Annotated in this window: 18 protein-coding genes and 1 tRNA gene; 9 read left to right on the top strand and 10 right to left on the bottom strand. The window is 32.8% G+C overall.

Features of this window, described 5'->3' with window-relative positions; translation table 11 throughout:
• Positions 1-168 precede the first annotated feature (168 nt).
• Entirely contained in the window at positions 169-807 is a 639-nt protein-coding gene (locus tag B8963_RS04235; RefSeq protein ID WP_084060164.1) for a heavy metal-binding domain-containing protein, read from the top strand.
• Positions 808-1,081: 274 nt separating this feature from the next.
• Here B8963_RS04235 and B8963_RS04230 read toward each other — a convergent pair whose 3' ends face one another.
• Positions 1,082-1,945: a bestrophin family protein gene (locus B8963_RS04230; RefSeq protein ID WP_084060163.1), complete on the bottom strand. Its 864-nt coding sequence runs from the start codon at positions 1,943-1,945 to the stop codon at positions 1,082-1,084.
• 378 nt (positions 1,946-2,323) lie between these two features.
• Between B8963_RS04230 and B8963_RS04225 the strand changes: the two genes are divergently transcribed.
• From B8963_RS04225 to B8963_RS04210, 4 genes are all read left to right on the top strand, one after another.
• Complete coding sequence (locus B8963_RS04225) at positions 2,324-3,211, top strand: dienelactone hydrolase family protein (protein WP_084060162.1); 888 nt, start codon at positions 2,324-2,326, stop codon at positions 3,209-3,211.
• An 11-nt stretch (positions 3,212-3,222) separates the two neighbouring features.
• Entirely contained in the window at positions 3,223-3,570 is a 348-nt protein-coding gene (locus B8963_RS04220; RefSeq protein ID WP_084060161.1) for a hypothetical protein, read from the top strand.
• A gap of 10 nt (positions 3,571-3,580) precedes the next feature.
• On the top strand, positions 3,581-4,345 hold the full coding sequence (locus tag B8963_RS04215; protein ID WP_084060160.1) for an SOS response-associated peptidase: 765 nt from the start codon (positions 3,581-3,583) through the stop codon (positions 4,343-4,345).
• Positions 4,346-4,469: 124 nt separating this feature from the next.
• Positions 4,470-5,180 (top strand): hypothetical protein, encoded by a 711-nt coding sequence (locus B8963_RS04210; RefSeq protein WP_084060159.1) that lies wholly within the window; start codon positions 4,470-4,472, stop codon positions 5,178-5,180.
• Here B8963_RS04210 and B8963_RS04205 read toward each other — a convergent pair.
• On the bottom strand, positions 5,177-6,373 hold the full coding sequence (locus B8963_RS04205; protein ID WP_084060158.1) for a C40 family peptidase: 1,197 nt from the start codon (positions 6,371-6,373) through the stop codon (positions 5,177-5,179). The two genes, B8963_RS04210 and B8963_RS04205, sit on opposite strands and share 4 nt — an antisense overlap.
• A gap of 191 nt (positions 6,374-6,564) precedes the next feature.
• On the opposite strand from B8963_RS04205, the gene B8963_RS04200 reads away from it, so the two are divergent.
• Positions 6,565-6,939, top strand: a complete 375-nt coding sequence (locus tag B8963_RS04200) for a hypothetical protein (RefSeq protein WP_084060157.1) — start codon at positions 6,565-6,567, stop codon at positions 6,937-6,939.
• Between the two features lie 40 nt (positions 6,940-6,979).
• On the opposite strand, the gene B8963_RS04195 is transcribed toward B8963_RS04200, so the two are convergent.
• The 6 genes from B8963_RS04195 to B8963_RS04170 all read right to left on the bottom strand — a co-directional run bounded on the left by B8963_RS04195 (position 6,980) and on the right by B8963_RS04170 (position 11,400).
• Complete coding sequence (locus tag B8963_RS04195) at positions 6,980-8,131, bottom strand: hypothetical protein (protein WP_084060156.1); 1,152 nt, start codon at positions 8,129-8,131, stop codon at positions 6,980-6,982.
• 21 nt (positions 8,132-8,152) lie between these two features.
• The gene (locus B8963_RS04190) at positions 8,153-8,800 is read right to left on the bottom strand and encodes a hypothetical protein (protein WP_084060155.1); all 648 of its coding nucleotides are present in this window, start codon (positions 8,798-8,800) and stop codon (positions 8,153-8,155) included.
• A 25-nt stretch (positions 8,801-8,825) separates the two neighbouring features.
• The gene (locus B8963_RS04185) at positions 8,826-9,464 is read right to left on the bottom strand and encodes a hypothetical protein (RefSeq protein WP_084060154.1); all 639 of its coding nucleotides are present in this window, start codon (positions 9,462-9,464) and stop codon (positions 8,826-8,828) included.
• Positions 9,465-9,528: 64 nt separating this feature from the next.
• Positions 9,529-9,972, bottom strand: coding sequence for a GNAT family N-acetyltransferase (locus B8963_RS04180; RefSeq protein WP_084060153.1), 444 nt, complete (start codon positions 9,970-9,972; stop codon positions 9,529-9,531).
• An 18-nt stretch (positions 9,973-9,990) separates the two neighbouring features.
• Positions 9,991-10,908, bottom strand: coding sequence for a cation diffusion facilitator family transporter (locus B8963_RS04175; protein WP_084060152.1), 918 nt, complete (start codon positions 10,906-10,908; stop codon positions 9,991-9,993).
• Positions 10,909-10,968: 60 nt separating this feature from the next.
• Entirely contained in the window at positions 10,969-11,400 is a 432-nt protein-coding gene (locus B8963_RS04170; protein ID WP_084060151.1) for an RpiB/LacA/LacB family sugar-phosphate isomerase, read from the bottom strand.
• 728 nt (positions 11,401-12,128) lie between these two features.
• Between B8963_RS04170 and rnr the strand changes: the two genes are divergently transcribed.
• The 3 genes from rnr (at position 12,129) to B8963_RS04155 (ending at position 15,762) form a co-directional block, all read left to right on the top strand.
• Entirely contained in the window at positions 12,129-14,318 is a 2,190-nt protein-coding gene (rnr, locus tag B8963_RS04165) for a ribonuclease R (protein ID WP_084060150.1), read from the top strand.
• Positions 14,319-14,381: 63 nt separating this feature from the next.
• Positions 14,382-15,062: a head GIN domain-containing protein gene (locus tag B8963_RS04160; protein ID WP_084060149.1), complete on the top strand. Its 681-nt coding sequence runs from the start codon at positions 14,382-14,384 to the stop codon at positions 15,060-15,062.
• A gap of 22 nt (positions 15,063-15,084) precedes the next feature.
• Positions 15,085-15,762 (top strand): LysE family translocator, encoded by a 678-nt coding sequence (locus B8963_RS04155; RefSeq protein ID WP_084060148.1) that lies wholly within the window; start codon positions 15,085-15,087, stop codon positions 15,760-15,762.
• Between the two features lie 118 nt (positions 15,763-15,880).
• Here the strand turns inward: B8963_RS04155 and B8963_RS04150 are convergent.
• Together B8963_RS04150 and folB are read right to left on the bottom strand one after the other, a co-directional pair.
• Positions 15,881-15,951: transfer RNA gene (locus B8963_RS04150), tRNA-Cys, on the bottom strand.
• 317 nt (positions 15,952-16,268) lie between these two features.
• Positions 16,269-16,625: a dihydroneopterin aldolase gene (folB, locus tag B8963_RS04145; RefSeq protein ID WP_084060147.1), complete on the bottom strand. Its 357-nt coding sequence runs from the start codon at positions 16,623-16,625 to the stop codon at positions 16,269-16,271.
• Between the last annotated feature and the right edge of the window lie 53 nt (positions 16,626-16,678).

Here is a 16,678-nt window from a genome sequence, read left to right as displayed (position 1 = left end):
TTAAACAAAGTGTTTTATAAATCGACGAAATCTTTTGGATTTGACTTTAAATTGAAAAAGATAAAACAACAGCTTAGGCAACCAATATAAATGTAAATACTCGCTTACTAACACCCTATTTATCTTAGAATAAAGAGTTAAGCAACAATTTAATCAAAACAAAAATCAATGTCTACATATACAAACTGTCCTAATTGCAAAACAGAATTAAAAACTGGAATATTATCGAGTACCAAATTGCTTACAGAAATCCAAATTGGAATAATAAACGAATACAACGAAACAAGAGCTGAAGGTTATTGCACAAAATGCGGAAGTGAACTTTTTGACCAACATAACCAAACATTTCAAAATGAAAAATCCAATCTTACAAATTACATGAAAAGTAAAATTGGAAATGTCCCTGTAATTTCTACTCACTCACCCTTGAATTGGGAATACAGAATTATAGGAATGGTAACAGGGCAATCAACCACTGGAACTGGTGTTATCTCAGAATTTACATCATCTTTTACCGATTTTTTTGGAGCACAATCTGGTCGATATAACCAAAAACTTAAAGCAGGAGAAAACATGTGTTTTAGTCAACTAAGATTGCAAACTTTAGACTTAGGTGGAAATGCCGTAATTGCAACTGACATAGATTACTCTGAAGTAGGCGGAGATAAAGGAATGTTAATGGTTTGCATGGCAGGAACTGCCATTCGACTTACAAACATTAACATACTGGCCAAAGAACAGGCTGAAATAATAGAAAATCTCTCTTATGCCAATAAACGACTTAGAGAATTAAAAAAGTACGAATAGCATATATGAATTTGCTAAATACGTTTTAGATTAATTCTTTAGTGAATAAAAATTATTGGCTTAAGCAACCACTCCAAAAAAACCTCCTAACTAAGCATCAAACTCAAAGCAAAACAATGAGGGAAATCACCCCGCTAGCGCAAGCGTCACGCTTGTGCGCTGCCCTACTCCCCCGCATTACGCATACACAAAACCGTAAAACAAACCCTTTAAAGTCTCGTTAAAAACTATATTAAAAAACATCCAATTAAAAACCTAAGGTTGTTATTTTCTATCAAAACACCTCCTCCACATGCTTTTTAATATTTGCTGCTATTTTGTGAATAGGCAAATCGTTGGCATCAAAACCAAAAGGGTCTTCAATTTCTTCGGCAATTAATTCTAAACTTGCCAATACATAAAAAACAAAAACCACCACGGGTACGGCATAATAGCCTAAGCTAAATACGTAGCCAAAAGGCAGGGTCATGATGTAAAAAAAGATGAATTTTTTAATAAACGCACTATACGAATACGGAATGGGTGTGTTTTTAATGCGCTCGCAAGCCCCACAAATATCGGTAAACGATTGTATTTCGGCATTTAAAATAATAAGCTGGTCGCCCGTAATTTTTTTCTGTTCGTACAAATCGTTCACCTTTTGGAAAATCATTTTTGCTACTTGGTTTGGATGATGCTTGTGTTTGTCTATCTGTAAATGCACATCATCAAAAAGCTGCAAACTTGTTTGTTTATTGGTTAAATGTTTCGCCAAAATAGAGGCATAACTTGGTATTAACTTTTCAAAATAAGACCTATCGTGTTCATCTTTTAAAATAACATGCAGTTTTATGGCTAAATTTCGGCTGTTGTTTACTAAAGCGCCCCATAGTTTTCTGCCTTCCCACCAACGATCGTATGCGGTATTGGTTCTAAAAACCAACAATAATGAAATAACAAACCCCAACATACCATGCATTACGGTAATGTTTGATAAATGGTTTTTTTCTGAAAGTTTCCAATACTCAAGTTCTAAATAGCCAACGCTGTAGGTATAAAGCCCAATAAAAATCATCATTGGAAACAATTTCCTAAATGTATCCGACTTATGGAATCTAAAAATAAAGGTAATCCAATCTTTGGGGTTGTATTGTACCATAGGTAAATGCGCTTGTTATAATTTGACGGCAAAATTAGAAAATGTTAGGACTAATGTATTATTAAGATAACTAAAACTACTTGATTAAATTTTAGATGTAATTGTAGTGAATTGTGGTTTGGACTTCCAATAATTTGTGAAGCATAAACACTCGCTAGCGCTAGCGTAGCGCTTGTGCGCTATTTTACTTCAGAATGTAGCATGCCGTAGCAGAAAAAAGGAAAACCCGATAGTATTTTTAGTAGCTACCAAAACCGTTTAAAAGAATTGGCGCAGATAAAAAAGTAACTGCTTATTTTTTAACATCTATCCCTTTACTTTACCATTAAGGCTTATCTCAAAATTTCTTAACTTACAGCATCTGTAAATGGCTGTGTTATGAAAGACTTAAAAAAAGAAGACATTAAACAAGAGGTTTTTGACCTGTATGACGATTATGCCCATAACAAATTAGATCGTAGGCAATTTGCTGAAAAGCTATCCTTATATGCGGTTGGTGGACTTACTGTGGCATCGTTGTTAAGTTTTATGTCGCCCAATTACAAAGATACCTTACAGGTACAACCCGATGATCCTACATTAGATTCGGACTACATTACTTATGAATCTCCGAAAGGTGGCGGAACCATAAAAGGCTTGCTTTCCAAACCCAAAGACCTGAAAACAAAACTCCCTGGTGTTATTGTGGTGCACGAAAATCGTGGGCTCAACCCCTATATCGAAGATGTAGGACGCCGCGTAGCGGCCGAAAATTTTATAAGTCTGGCGCCCGATGCCCTTACGCCTCTTGGTGGTTATCCTGGCAATGATGATGATGGCAGAACCATGCAGCGCGAACGCAATCAACAAGAAATGTTAGAAGATTTTATTGCCGCTTACGAATATTTAAAAGCACATAAAGACTGTACCGGAAAAGTAGGTGTGGTAGGTTTTTGTTTTGGCGGATGGATCTCGAATATGATGGCAGCACGCATTCCTCAACTTGGTGCTGCAGTACCCTATTATGGCAGACAGCCCGAAGCAGAAGATGCTGCAAAAATTAAAGCCCCTTTGTTACTACAATATGGCGAATTAGACACCCGAGTAAATGAAGGATTGCCCGCTTTCGAGGAAGTTTTAAAAGCAAATAATAGTACTTACGAAGTGTTTATTTATCCGAAAGTAAATCATGGCTTTCATAACAATACCACGCCAAGATTTGATAAAGAAGCAGCCGATTTATCGTGGAGTAGAACCATTGCTTTTTTCAACAAGTATTTAAGATAAGAATCTAAAAAATGCAGCTACTAAAAACCGCAAAACAGGTGCTACTATGGATTCCGTCTATAGTAGTGGCTTATTTTTTTCTAGATAACGGACTTACTAAAATATTCTTTTCAAGCGGAATGGATAAAATTGGCGCAAGTACTAATTTGTTGATAAGTACGGGGATACTTTTAGTACTTGCTGTAGCCCTGTTTTTGTCTAAAAAAACATTAATGTATGGTACGGCTTTTTTAGTGCTGTACATGATTGCAATTGTGTTTATTCATATTAGTAAAGGAAAACCATTTTTGCTCACGGCTTCTATCGTGCTATTAACACTATTTGCGGCGTATCTAAGAAAAACGCAGTTGCCCTCTTAACATTCCTCTTATGTGTTACGACATTAAAGCAAGTTTAGAAAGTCAGTTAAAGCGAGCCCGGCTCCGAAACGATTTGCAAGCGATTCGTGAAATTACAGAACGCCTTGCTCCGCTTACCGATTTACCTATTTTTCATGCCTCAGGTTTTAGTCACCCAGAATTGCTTATTTACACAGACCGTTCACCAGATTTTCCTGAAGTGGCCACATGGGGCTTGGTTCCTGATTGGGTACACGACAATGAACAGCGAAAAAAACAATGGAACAATACCCTAAATGCCCGTGGGGAAACTATTTTTGAGAAAGCATCGTTTCGCGATGCGGCCAAAAACCAACATTGCCTTATTTATATTGATGGGTTTTATGAACACCATCATTTTAAAAATAATACCTATCCCTTTTTTATTCAACGTTCCGACGGAAATCCTATGGCTTTAGCCGGTCTTTGGAATGAATGGCTTGATCCAGACACAGGAGGCAAGCTCAACACTTTTTCGATTGTTACTACCGTAGGAAATACATTAATGGGTCGTATTCATAACAATCCTAAATTAGAAGAACCTAGAATGCCGGTAATCTTACCAGAAGCTTTGGAAGACGAATGGCTAAAACCGTATACAGATGAGTTGGATAAAACAAAACTACAAGAACTCTTAAAAGCCTATCCAGAAGACCAATTAAAGGCATATACCGTAGGAAAACTACGCGGCAAGGATTATGTTGGGAATGTAGAAGAAATTGCCCAAGAGGTAATTTATGACGATTTGGTTTTTTAACTTGATCATCGCGTTTTAATTACTAAAAAATCCTATTCCCTCACTCAAACCAGCCGATTACTCATTTTATATTTTAACGTAAACAGGCTTGGTCTAAATTTGAGTATATCTTAATTAAAAAACCATGAAAAAATATGTCTTTTTGCTGCTTCTCGTACTGCTAATTACAGCTTGTACTACTGAACAAAAACCAAGAATTGTTTATGATGAAAATGGAAAACCAGAAGCATTAGCTAAAGATACTTCGGCAATTCTTATGGCAGACTTACCCATTTTAATTGACAGTACAGACATGTTAGTACACCCCATTGGAGCATTACAATTTTACGAATCACGAGGTAAAATTTTAGGAAGTTATTCTGGCAAAGGCAGCCCTAATTTTTCTATTTCTAACTATGGAAATTATACGTTTAGCGGTCATCTTAAAAATTTAAAATTTGAGCAATTGGGGAGTAATCAACTTGTGGCGCTTACCGATAAAAATATCAGAATAAATACAGCCCGCTTTTTGTATGATTTGTATAAGAAAACAGGAGCCAAATTATTTATCTATCAAATAATTGACACCGATTCCAACAAAGATGGACGTTTGGACAACAACGATATTGAAGCTATTTATTTAAGTAAAATTGATGGGTCTAATTTTATAAAACTTACGGCCACTAATCATGAATTAATAGATTGGAATATTATTGATACATTAAATCGTTTGTATTACAGAACTATCGAAGACACCAATAAAGATGGTCTTTTTGATAAAAATGATCAAGTGCATTATTACTACGTAAATTTAATAGACCCTACCTTAACTCCCATTTCCTATTCGCCTATTTAATCATTAAAAACAGGCGTTTTTGTAAGGTTTATAAGTCCGTCTTTTTTATCGGTAACCAAGCGTTTAGAGCGTAAATAGCGGTTATGGTTATAAGCATCAAAATTAGGTGCCTTAGCATCCATACTATTAATCTTTACGCGTCCTGCGGAATGAATAAATTCGTTATTACCAATCCACATGCCCACATGTATTACCCTTTCGGCCGTAGAGTCTGTAGCTTGTCTTCCAAAAAAGAGTAAATCGCCAGGGAGTAATTTGCTAAAATCTTTTACTTCATCAATCTGTTCGCCAGTGTGTACTTGTTGCGAAGCATCACGAGGAATAACCATGCCGTTTAAAAAATAAATGGTTTTGGTAAAACCACTGCAGTCTACCCCTTTTGAAGAAGTGCCGCCCCATAAATAAGGCAATCCCATTAATTGTTTAGAAGTAGCAACTAAGTTTTCTTGAGAAGGATTTACTTTCGCTAACCAATCTTGATAAAGACTTGCCTCCGATTTGGCCACAAATGCCATGCGCCCGTCGGGATATTTTACCTTATAAAAATTGTTTTCTTCTTTTACAAGTTCAAAAATAGCACCCGCAACCAAATCGGAAACCACCTGTGAATTAGTGTCTGTTTCTGTATAGCTATTTCCTGTAATTTTGGTATAAATAAGTTTTGGAACCGCTTTCCAAGCGTTCATTTCTGAGGTGGTTAATGAAACAATTCCACCATCGTCTACCCACGCCAAATAACCATCTGGAGTTTGTATTAAATACCAAGAATCTTCTTCTTTAAATATATGTACAGGCGTGCCCAATGTAGCTTGTGTCGCTAATTCTGCAGAATGCTTTGGATTGCTTCTAAGATTGGCGACAGAAATGGTGATTAGTCCTTCTGTTTTGCCTTCTAAATTAGCTGCAGGTAATACGGCAATACTGTCTATATAGGCGATGTCTTTAGCGGTTAAATTTGCCTTTAGAGCGGCAATCGCTTCTGGCAAATTACTTTCCCCTTTAAGTACATAGTTTTCTCCATTCGCAATCGCATCAACCGCAAATAGCGCTACCCTTTTATCTGGGGCAAATTGGGTTTGTACGGCAGCGATTTCTTCAAGTGCCTTGTTTTCTGTGATAGTATCCTGTTTACAGGCCCAAAATGTTGCGAAGGCTACTACGGTTAGTACAGACTTATGGAATTTTATCTTCATTGCGATATTTTTAAGCTACGAAAAGTATAAATTTTTAGGTATTTATAAGCATTTTTTAGATTGATAATACAAAACAGACAGGTCTGTTTGTTTTTAAAATTAGCGTTACAAACATCATGTTTGCTGCTAAAATGCTAATAATCTGTCTTCTCTATTTTGATATGAGCAAAAAAAATGGTATCTTATCGATTATGACAGACGCAGACAAACAAGAGAGTGATAAATTAATTCAGAAATCGGTGAACCATTTAGAGGCTACTGGTTTTGAACATATTAAAGCCGATATTGAGGGTTATGAAACGCCAAAATCGTATTTAAGAAAAGGTACAGATTCTAAAATAACGCCAGATATTGTGGCGATTAAAAACGGAAGAAAGTACTTTTTTGACATTAGTTTAAAATCGAAAAAGCCAAAATTATTAAAATCAAAATGGCTCTTTTTAGATACCATAAGCCGCATGCGTTCAGAACGATTTAGAATAATTACCACAAAAGGGCATTATAAATTTACCGATAACATGTTAGAAGATATTAACCTTACCAATAAAGAACCGATAAAACTTTAAAGGAAGAAGCAATAGTTAAGGCGCCAATAGGCGCCTTTTTTTATTTTACTAATTCTCCTTTTATATATTTTTCGGTTATTAATATTTCACCATTCTCACTATAATAAGTAGTTAATCCCTCTAGAAAATTATTTACATAGTTCCCTTTAATTTTTAAGGCACCACTTTCGTAATACCCAAGCATTTCACCGTGCATTTTTCCGTTTTCATAAGTGTTTACTTCCTTTATTTTACCACTTGGGTAAAAGAAAGTTACTACTCCTTCTACAGTACTACTATCTTTTTTAAACAAATGATTTTCGGTTGCGAAAAGCGTTCCTGTTACGGTATCATAATATTTCCAGGCATCAATTTTATGGCCTTTTTTAAACTTTCCTTCTGCAATTAAAGTGCCTTTATCTGAATATTCTTTATAGTCACCATCGTATAGATCTTTTTTCCATTCGGCATCTACTTTTTTAGTACCATTATGGAAAAAGGTAATACAGTTTCCGTTAAGAGTACCTTTTTCTTCATAACATTTAATACCACTAGTTTTAGCACCCACCACATCTAAATCTACAAATGGAACCATAGCGGCAGGTTTTAAATTTGCTTTTATAGTTTCTCCTTCTTTATCTATTTCAACCACTTTAAATAAGCGTTTTGCAGTGGCGTATTTATAGGAATAAATACCGTAGGTAGGGACACTTCCACCGGTCATATTCCCATAGCGATCCATGTTATAAAAACTGTAAGTTCCTGTTTGTTGTGATGCAAGCGCAGTAGCATTGTAATCAACTATAGTTTCTATGTAATATTTGCCTGGTTTTAAATTAGAGAATGTATAATTTCCGTAGCTATCTGTTGTTGTTTCTCTTCGGTATTCAAAAACTTCAGGTAGCAAATACACCGAATGAATATTATTTTTATTCTTATTGGTAAGATTTAACCATTCATCAAGATAATCGGTATAAGGAAATAAAAGCACCTGTGTTCCTTCTCTTGCTATTACGCGTTCTCCAGCTACTGCATCAACTGCAAAGGCCATACCTTTAATAGAAGCGGTACCTTTTTGTAACGCATTTTCAGCTTGCGCACTATTAAAAAATACTTGTGGGTAATACGTTCTAGGATAATTACCAAGGTTTATTTGTGCTACTAGATTTGTAGCACAAAACAATACTATTGTATAAAAAAATCTGAATTTCATCGTGACCAAATTAGTATATCTCTAATCTATTTTAATAAGCTTTACGTAGCCTGACAAAAAGTTTTCTACCTGAATTGGTTCCGTAAAACGTTTGTTTTTGTCATCAATATCAATCTGAATAAAATACCTATTAGCATGGTAAGCCAAGTAACCAACTTCGTCAGATTCACCGCGCATAGCGCCAAATCGTGGAGAAATTATTAGTTCTTTATCAAACTTATCTATACTTGTTGCAAGATGTGCTCCCATTAGTGCAGAAGAGGCTGTTGGGTCAAAAGCCATAAGATGTACATCTTTTAAAACTTTTCCAGAATTTGTTTGAAAATAAGGGTCATTAAAATCGTGAATAGTAACAGTAATTTCTTGACAGGTATCTGGCATACAATAAATAAATTGTAATCTTCCTTGATACAAATCTAAATCTTGAGAATTGCAATATGCTACTTCTTTAAATACATAGCCTGCATAAATAGTAATTCTAGGAAACATCGCATATAAATGAGCTTTATTGTCTTTACACCCAAGTTCTGATAATGGCGTGATTTTTATTTCGCCACGGTCTTTAAGACTACCGCATTCAAATTGTCCACCATCAGCGCACTCCGTGGATTGTGATAAAACTACTTGTGTAAATAAAACAAAAGCGAAAAGGGTTAGTGTTTTTTTCATCGGAAATAAGGAGGTTTATGTGTTCCTATTTTATGTTCAGCATTTCAACATATTCTTTTATAAATAATTCAAATTGTTCAGGACTAGTGAAGAGATTTTCTTCATCATCTACATGTATTTCAACATAATATCGCTTTTGATAATAGCCAAAAAAAGATACCGTATCTCCAAAACCATCATAAGGTGAAAATCGCGGAGAAAATACGCGCATTTCGTTTTTTATATCCTTATTTTCTATTTTAGTAACCTCTCTTGAACCTATATGCATTGCACTCGGATGAAAATTCAATAGATACATATCCATAATTGCCTCACCTTTTGATGTTTGATAAAAAGGCATACTAAAATCTGTTATGCTGATGGTCATAAATTTTCTATGTTTAGGTTTACAATAGGAAAATTGAAGTGTTCCAACATACCCATCTACTTCAGGTTTATGGCAGTTTTGTATCTGATTAAAAACATAATCTTTATAACTTAAAACCTGAGGAAACATGGCATATAAACCACCATCATCTGTACAACTTAATCTACTAAAAGGTGGTATTGGATTCCCTTCCTCTCGACAGCAGGATATTTGAGTTACATCGCTACAATCAGTGTCTTGAGAAAAAATAGCTTGTGAAAGTAGTACTAAAGCACAAAAAAAAAGAGTTTTTTTCATTGGAATTAAAATTGGTTATGTGTTTGTTAATAAACTATTTATTGAATCAAAATGTATGCCGATTTTAACTTTTTAGCATAGCCACATGTGGAATTCCGTCTTCTAAATATTCCTCTCCTTCTTGTACAAAACCTAATGAGCTGTAAAACTTTAAAAGGTACTTCTGTGCAGATATACGTATTCTAGTTTCATTATAGTTTTCTTTAACCGCATTTATAGAAGCTTTCATTATTTCTACTCCATATCCATCTTTTCGAGTAGCCGGACTCACCACTACTCTACCTATACTAGATTCTTTAAAATAATCACCAGGTTTAAAAATACGTGTATAAGCAACAATTTTATCGTTTTTATACCCAATAACATGCAATGCTTTTTGATCTTTACCATCTAGATCTTGATAAACGCAATCTTGTTCTACAACAAAAACTTCGCTTCGTAACTGCAGTATATGATATAATTCTGAAGTGCTTAGGGCATCAAAAGATTTTACTTTTATTGTTAGCATAACTAAAATTTAAATGTGTTAATCTTGAACAATTAATTGCTTGCTATCGCATTTTCCATATTCTGGCTGAATATTAACATGGTTAATGCCATATTTATGAAAAACTTCTTCTTCAATTTGATCTAAAATAGCATCAAACTCAGATAGCTTAATATCTTCATCAAAATCTATATGTGCTTCTAAATGCACTTCATCTTCATTTAATTGCCAAATATGAACGTGATGTACATTCTTAATTTTATCAATCTTACTTATGGTTTGTACAATTTTGGTTACCTCAATAGTATTTGGTGTAAAAAGCATTAAAACTCGAGTAGAATCTTTTAAAAGATCATAGCCCATATAAATTAAATAGAGGGCAATACCTAGCGTCAAGAAAGCATCAACCCAATACACTTGATAAAATTTCATTAACAAACCACCAATTAAAACAGCAACAGACGCCAGCATATCTGTAAATAAGTGTAAATAAGCAGATTTCATATTCATATTAGATGCAGCATCTTTCCGGAGTAATAAAACACTAAATCCGTTAGCTAGAATACCTAATAATGAGAGCCATATAACAAGATCTGATGCTATAAATTTAGGGTCTAAAAAACGCTCAATAGCTTCTTTTATTAAAATAATAGCAACAATAATTAAGGCCGATGCATTTACAAAAGCTGCAATAATTTCAGCACGTTTATAACCAAAAGTTTTATTGGTAGAAGCTTCTTTTTTAGCATAAATAGTGGCTATATAACTAACTATAAGCGAAAGTACATCGCTAAAATTATGTAAAGCATCTGATAGTAAAGCTAAACTACCAGATAACAAACCACCAATAACTTGCGCAACGGTAATTACTATATTTAGTAAGATAGATATAATAAGGTTTCGTCCTTTTAAATCAGGATGACTATGATTGTGGCTGTGTGCGTGGTTATGTGCCATTGGACTAAAATCTAATAAATAGCATTAATTAATGACTTGAAAGTATAGGTACAAACCTACTTATGAACAAGGCATTTTTTCTATTCTACGCTCATGTCTACCACCTTCGAACTTTGTATTTAAAAAAACCTGTACCATTTCTAAGGCTTGTGGTAATGATATATATCGCGCAGGTAAACTTAGTATATTAGCATCATTATGTTCTCTAGCTAATGCTACAATTTCTTTGGTCCAACAAAGTGCACAACGTATTTTTTGATGTTTGTTAGCGGTCATTGATGCACCATTACCACTTCCGCAGATAATAATACCAAAATCTACCTTATTGTTTTCAACATCTTTAGCAACTGGATGAACAAAATCTGGATAATCAACACTATCCGTTCCATCGGTACCATAATTAGTAACCTCAATATTCATTGATTTTAAAAGACCAATAATGGCTAATTTGTACTCTGTACCAGCATGATCATTTCCTATGGCTATTTTCATTTGTTTAATTTTTATTGTTTTTTAAAAGTCAAATGTAATTCGCTATGGAACATTTATCTTGGCATCAAGAATTGTTCTAGCTCATTTCATAATAAACTCTATTTAATGTATTGTAAAGGTACAAATACCTATGGTTTCACCACATATTTTGGGTTATTAACAACATTAATTTAAATAAATTCTATTTATACTGTTTCTTAGCCTATTACGAATATTACCAAATTGTTAATAACATACTTAAAAAAAGTAACTAGTAAATTTTTATTATTTAGAGAAAAACTGCTTTACAAAAGTTGTGCTTAGTAATCTTAAAAACTTCTAATAGAATACGAAAAAGATATTAATACCACTTGAAAGAGAAGTTAACAATAAATTTACATTTACTTATTAAAAAAAATATGTTCAAATCAGTTATTAAGAATAGTTAATAACCTTCTTAAAGAACTGATTCTTATATTTTAAACAATTGTATAAATTGTCAATAAAGTCTTTATTTAATCTATAACAAGTTTAAGTTATAAATTTTATTGCCACTATTAACACACTATAATAATCACCATTTTATTTATTTAATTAAAAAAAAGAAAAGATATATATAGTATACTTGTTTATAACTAAAAACTTTCTTTCCATTTTTAAGAAAAAAAATAGAATAAATAGTTTGTTTACTCTTGGTTAATATGAGCAATGGATTATAATTCGTAATTTTCCAAAAATTTAAAAGATTAATGTCTAAGAAAAAAAAGAGGTCTTCTAGTCAGAAAAAAAATGAAATTACCAAAGGTATTTTCACTGTTCTAGAAAAAGAACCTAAACAGAGCTTCAATTATAAAGAAATTGCTGCTAAATTACATATAGAAGATGCTAACGATCGTAATGATCTAATTAAGAGACTAGTACAACTTAAAGAAAAGAAGCGAATACTAGAAGAATCTAGAGGAAAATATAAAGCTATTCCTGCTACAAAATCATACCATACCGGAACTGTAGATATTACAGGTAGAGGTAATGCGTATATAATTATTGATGGTTTAGATGATGATGTATTTATTCCGTTTAATAAAATAAATAAAGCTTTTCATAAAGACACCGTTGAAGTTTACATATATCCAAGACGAAAAGGAAAGAAATTAGAAGGCGAAATTACCAAAGTAGTAAGTCGTAATAAAACGAGTTTTGTTGGTATTGTAGATATGCAGAAAACTTTTGCATTTGTACGAATTTCTGATTTTAGAATGTATACCGATTTTTTTATACCGAAAGATAAAATTGGTGATGCTGCTGATGGCGATAAAGTTATAGTAGAATTTAACGAATGGCCAGATAAAACAGATTCTCCTTTTGGAACTATTACTAATGTTTTAGGAAAACCAGGAGAGCATAATACAGAAATACATTCCATTTTAGCAGAATATGGTTTACCGTATGAATTTCCTGTTGAAGTAGAACAGTTTGCTAATCAGTTAGATACGGCTATTAAACCAGAAGAAATAGCTAAGCGTAGAGATATGCGTAATACGCTAACCTTTACTATAGATCCAAAAGATGCTAAAGATTTTGATGATGCTTTGTCTTTTGAAATTCTAGAAAATGGCAATTATGAAATAGGGGTGCATATTGCCGATGTATCGCATTATTTAACTCCAGATACTGTAATGGATGATGAAGCGTATGAAAGAGCAACATCGGTTTATTTAGTAGATAGAGTGGTACCAATGTTACCGGAAATATTATCAAATAATGCTTGTTCTTTACGTCCTCATGAAGAAAAATATACCTTCTCTGCTATTTTTGAAATAGATAAAAAAGCACATTTAATAAACCAATGGTTTGGTAGAACAGTTATAGATTCTAACGAGCGTTTTGCTTATGAAGAGGCGCAGTATATTATTGAAAATAAGGTAAATAGCGTTCCAGAAGATGTTTCTATACGTGGAGCTGCATATACCGTATCAAATGAAGTAGTAGAAGCTACTTTAAAACTAGATGAATTAGCAAAAATAATGCGAACTCGTAGAATGAATGCGGGTGCAATTTCTTTTGATAAAGTAGAAGTACGTTTTAATTTAACTGCAGAAGGAGAACCAGAAAGTGTTTATTTTAAAGAAGCAAAAGATGCTAATAAGCTTATTGAGGAATTTATGCTTTTAGCTAATAAAAAAGTAGCTGAGTTTATAGGAAAGCAAAAACCTAAAAAAACTTTTGTTTATCGTATTCATGACGAACCTAATGAAGAAAAATTAATGGCATTAAACGGAATAGTTTCTCGTTTTGGTCATAAGTTAGATTTTAAAGATAAAAAATCAATAAGTGCTTCATTAAATCAACTTTTAGAAGATGTAAAAGGTAAAGGGGAGCAAAATATGGTAGATACTTTAGCTATACGTAGTATGAGTAAAGCAATTTACACCACAGATAATATTGGCCATTACGGTTTAGCTTTTGACTATTATACTCATTTTACATCGCCTATACGTAGGTATCCAGATGTAATGGTACATAGATTATTACAACATTATTTAGATGGTGGATCATCGGTTAAAGAAGAAGTTTACGAAGAAAAATGTAAACATTCTTCAGATATGGAATCGTTAGCTGCAAATGCGGAACGTGATTCCATAAAGTACATGCAGATTAAGTTTATGCAAGATCATCAAGATAGAGAATTTGTTGGTGTTATTTCTGGTGTAACAGAATGGGGAATCTATGTAGAAATTATAGAGAACAAATGCGAAGGTATGGTTCGTATTAGCGATATAAAAGGCGATTATTATAATTTTGATGAAAAACAATATGCTATAATTGGTGAACGAACTAAAAAGGTTTATCAGTTAGGGGATGAAGTTGTAGTAATGGTAAAAAATACAGATTTGGTAAAAAGACATCTAGATTTTACTCTAATTGGCAAGGTAGAATAGATAAGTTTTGTATTTTGGAATGGAATTTGTTTACTAATGGTTGATTAACCTAAAAACAACAAAATGAAACAATTTTTCATAGTAGTTTTCTTATTGTTTTCTCTTGCTAATTTGCAAGGGCAAAGTGATAAGATTACACAAAATCTTGAAAAATTTACTACTGTAAAAGCATTCGATGGATTATCAATTAATTTGATTAAATCCACTGTTAATAAGGCTGTAATTACTGGTGCTAACACCAATAAAGTGGCTATTGTTAATAATGAAGGCGTTTTAAAACTCCGAATGGAGCTAGGTAAAATTTTCAGCGGTTATAGAACATTTGTTGATCTTTACTATACCGAAGAATTAGTAACTATTGATGTTAATGAAGATGCTCGTATTTCTAATAAAGAAGTTATAAAACAAGATTTATTAGAACTAAAAGCACAAGAAGGTGGCGAGTTAATTATTAATACTCAGGTAGAGCAATTATTAATAAAAACAGTTACTGGAGGCATTATAACAACTACAGGATTTTCTGATAATCAAGATGTTATGATAAATACTGGTGGTATTTATCAGGGTAAAAGTTTTAAAACAAATTTTACAACTGTAAATGTGAATGCAGGTTCCAAAGCAGAAATATATGCTATAAATTATGTTAAGGCTAGTGTAAAAGCTGGTGGCGAAGTACTGGTATATGGTAATCCAAAGAAAATGGATGAAAAAACTGTTTTTGGCGGAACTATAAAAAGAATGTAATTTTAAAGAACGTATAGTAACTATGCTAGAAGATATACAGGCGGCAATTCCATTAGGCTTTTTTTTAAGTTTTATGATTGGGCCTGTTTTTTTTGTGCTTCTAGAAACTAGTGCTACCAAAGGTTTTAGGGCAGCATTATTCTTTGATCTTGGTGTTATAATTGCTGATATTGTATTTATTACAGCTGCTTATTTTAGTAGTTTTCAATTGCTAGAAAACTTAAGTAATCAACCAGGTTTGTATGTTTTTGGAGGGGTAATTTTGTTGGTTTACGGTCTAATAACCTTTAGAACCAAACAAGTAAAATTACGAGATGATGATGTAAAAGTTACTGGAGGCCATTATTTGAGTCTGTTTATAAAAGGTTTTTTATTGAATTTTATAAATATTGGTGTTCTAGTTTTTTGGTTAGGGGTAATTATAATTGTTGGACCAAGTTTAGATAATGATAGTAATCGTATACTAACTTTTTTTGGAGCAATGATTGGTGCTTATTTTGTTACCGATATTTTTAAAATATTACTAGCCAAACAATTACGAAGAAAATTAACTCCAAAACGAATTTTCTTAGTAAAAAAAGCATTAGGTATTATTCTTATAATTTGCGGTCTTGTATTGATTACAAAAGGGTTTTTACCAAAGGATAAACTAAATATCCAAGAAGGAATAGAACTTATCAGAGAAACAGAACAGAAATAATTTTTTAAGACTTTGTGAGTCGTTGTATAATGCGAATATGATGTAAAACTGCAAAAACTTTTTAATTTGTTGCTAAAAATAAAAAATCCCCTTCTTTTTAGAAGAGGATTTTTAGAAGAGGCATCGAGCGGATTCGAACCGCTGTACAAGCTTTTGCAGAGCTCTGCCTAGCCACTCGGCCACAATGCCAATTTAGGATTGCAAATTTACATAAATTAATTAAAACTGAAATTATTAATTACATTGTTTATACTAAAAAGTTAAAAAAAAATCCTAAACTTTTAGTAATAAAAAATTTAGGACTTTGTTGAGGCATCGAGTGGACTCGAACCACTATAAAAGTTCTTGCGGAACCATGTCTATCCAATTCGACCACAATGCCAAATAATATTATTTTAAAAAAAGGGGGAGTTTAATAAAACACTAAAGTGATTAAACCTAGTGGGTTGTTTTGTACTACAAAGATGGTATTATTTTTAATATATATAAAATCAATACTATGTTATTCATCGAGTTAACTGTAAGTTAATCGAAACTTTCTCCACATCTCCATTTATTGGTGGATTTAATTTAGATACTGTTACCTCACCATAATCTACAGTAGGGCATTCGATAAAAATACGATCTAAAATACGTTTTGCAACATGTTCTAAAAGTTTAGATTTAATGGCCATTTCCTGCTTTACAATATGATTTATTAGCACGTAATCTACCGTATCACTTAAATTATCAGTTACTGAAGCGGTTGTTAAATCTGCTTTCACCTCAACATCTACACTATAATCGCTACCATTAATACTTTCTTCTTTTAAGCATCCGTGATAGGCATAAACCCTAATATTACTTACTGTTATTTTTCCCACTGTCTATACAATTTATGGCAAATTTAATAGAAGTATATTGGTTATAATAGATT

The sequence above is a fragment of the Cellulophaga tyrosinoxydans genome (genome assembly GCF_900176415.1).
Taxonomy (GTDB): Bacteria; Bacteroidota; Bacteroidia; order Flavobacteriales; family Flavobacteriaceae; genus Cellulophaga; species Cellulophaga tyrosinoxydans.
Note: the sequence above shows the minus strand (reverse complement) of the source record. Positions and strands in the feature narration are given on the sequence as shown.

Bases quoted from the DNA above. Each gene is read 5' to 3' on its own strand.
- B8963_RS04185 (WP_084060154.1), bottom strand. From the start codon at position 9,464: ATGAAAAAAACTCTTTTTTTTTGTGCTTTAGTACTACTTTCACAAGCT.
- B8963_RS04235 (WP_084060164.1), top strand. From the start codon at position 169: ATGTCTACATATACAAACTGTCCTAATTGCAAAACAGAATTAAAAACT.
- B8963_RS04175 (WP_084060152.1), bottom strand. From the start codon at position 10,908: ATGGCACATAACCACGCACACAGCCACAATCATAGTCATCCTGATTTA.
- B8963_RS04155 (WP_084060148.1), top strand. From the start codon at position 15,085: ATGCTAGAAGATATACAGGCGGCAATTCCATTAGGCTTTTTTTTAAGT.
- B8963_RS04210 (WP_084060159.1), top strand. From the start codon at position 4,470: ATGAAAAAATATGTCTTTTTGCTGCTTCTCGTACTGCTAATTACAGCT.
- B8963_RS04215 (WP_084060160.1), top strand. From the start codon at position 3,581: ATGTGTTACGACATTAAAGCAAGTTTAGAAAGTCAGTTAAAGCGAGCC.
- B8963_RS04190 (WP_084060155.1), bottom strand. From the start codon at position 8,800: ATGAAAAAAACACTAACCCTTTTCGCTTTTGTTTTATTTACACAAGTA.
- B8963_RS04230 (WP_084060163.1), bottom strand. From the start codon at position 1,945: ATGGTACAATACAACCCCAAAGATTGGATTACCTTTATTTTTAGATTC.
- B8963_RS04200 (WP_084060157.1), top strand. From the start codon at position 6,565: ATGACAGACGCAGACAAACAAGAGAGTGATAAATTAATTCAGAAATCG.
- rnr (WP_084060150.1), top strand. From the start codon at position 12,129: ATGTCTAAGAAAAAAAAGAGGTCTTCTAGTCAGAAAAAAAATGAAATT.
- B8963_RS04160 (WP_084060149.1), top strand. From the start codon at position 14,382: ATGAAACAATTTTTCATAGTAGTTTTCTTATTGTTTTCTCTTGCTAAT.
- B8963_RS04205 (WP_084060158.1), bottom strand. From the start codon at position 6,373: ATGAAGATAAAATTCCATAAGTCTGTACTAACCGTAGTAGCCTTCGCA.
- B8963_RS04225 (WP_084060162.1), top strand. From the start codon at position 2,324: ATGAAAGACTTAAAAAAAGAAGACATTAAACAAGAGGTTTTTGACCTG.
- B8963_RS04195 (WP_084060156.1), bottom strand. From the start codon at position 8,131: ATGAAATTCAGATTTTTTTATACAATAGTATTGTTTTGTGCTACAAAT.
- B8963_RS04180 (WP_084060153.1), bottom strand. From the start codon at position 9,972: ATGCTAACAATAAAAGTAAAATCTTTTGATGCCCTAAGCACTTCAGAA.
- B8963_RS04220 (WP_084060161.1), top strand. From the start codon at position 3,223: ATGCAGCTACTAAAAACCGCAAAACAGGTGCTACTATGGATTCCGTCT.
- B8963_RS04170 (WP_084060151.1), bottom strand. From the start codon at position 11,400: ATGAAAATAGCCATAGGAAATGATCATGCTGGTACAGAGTACAAATTA.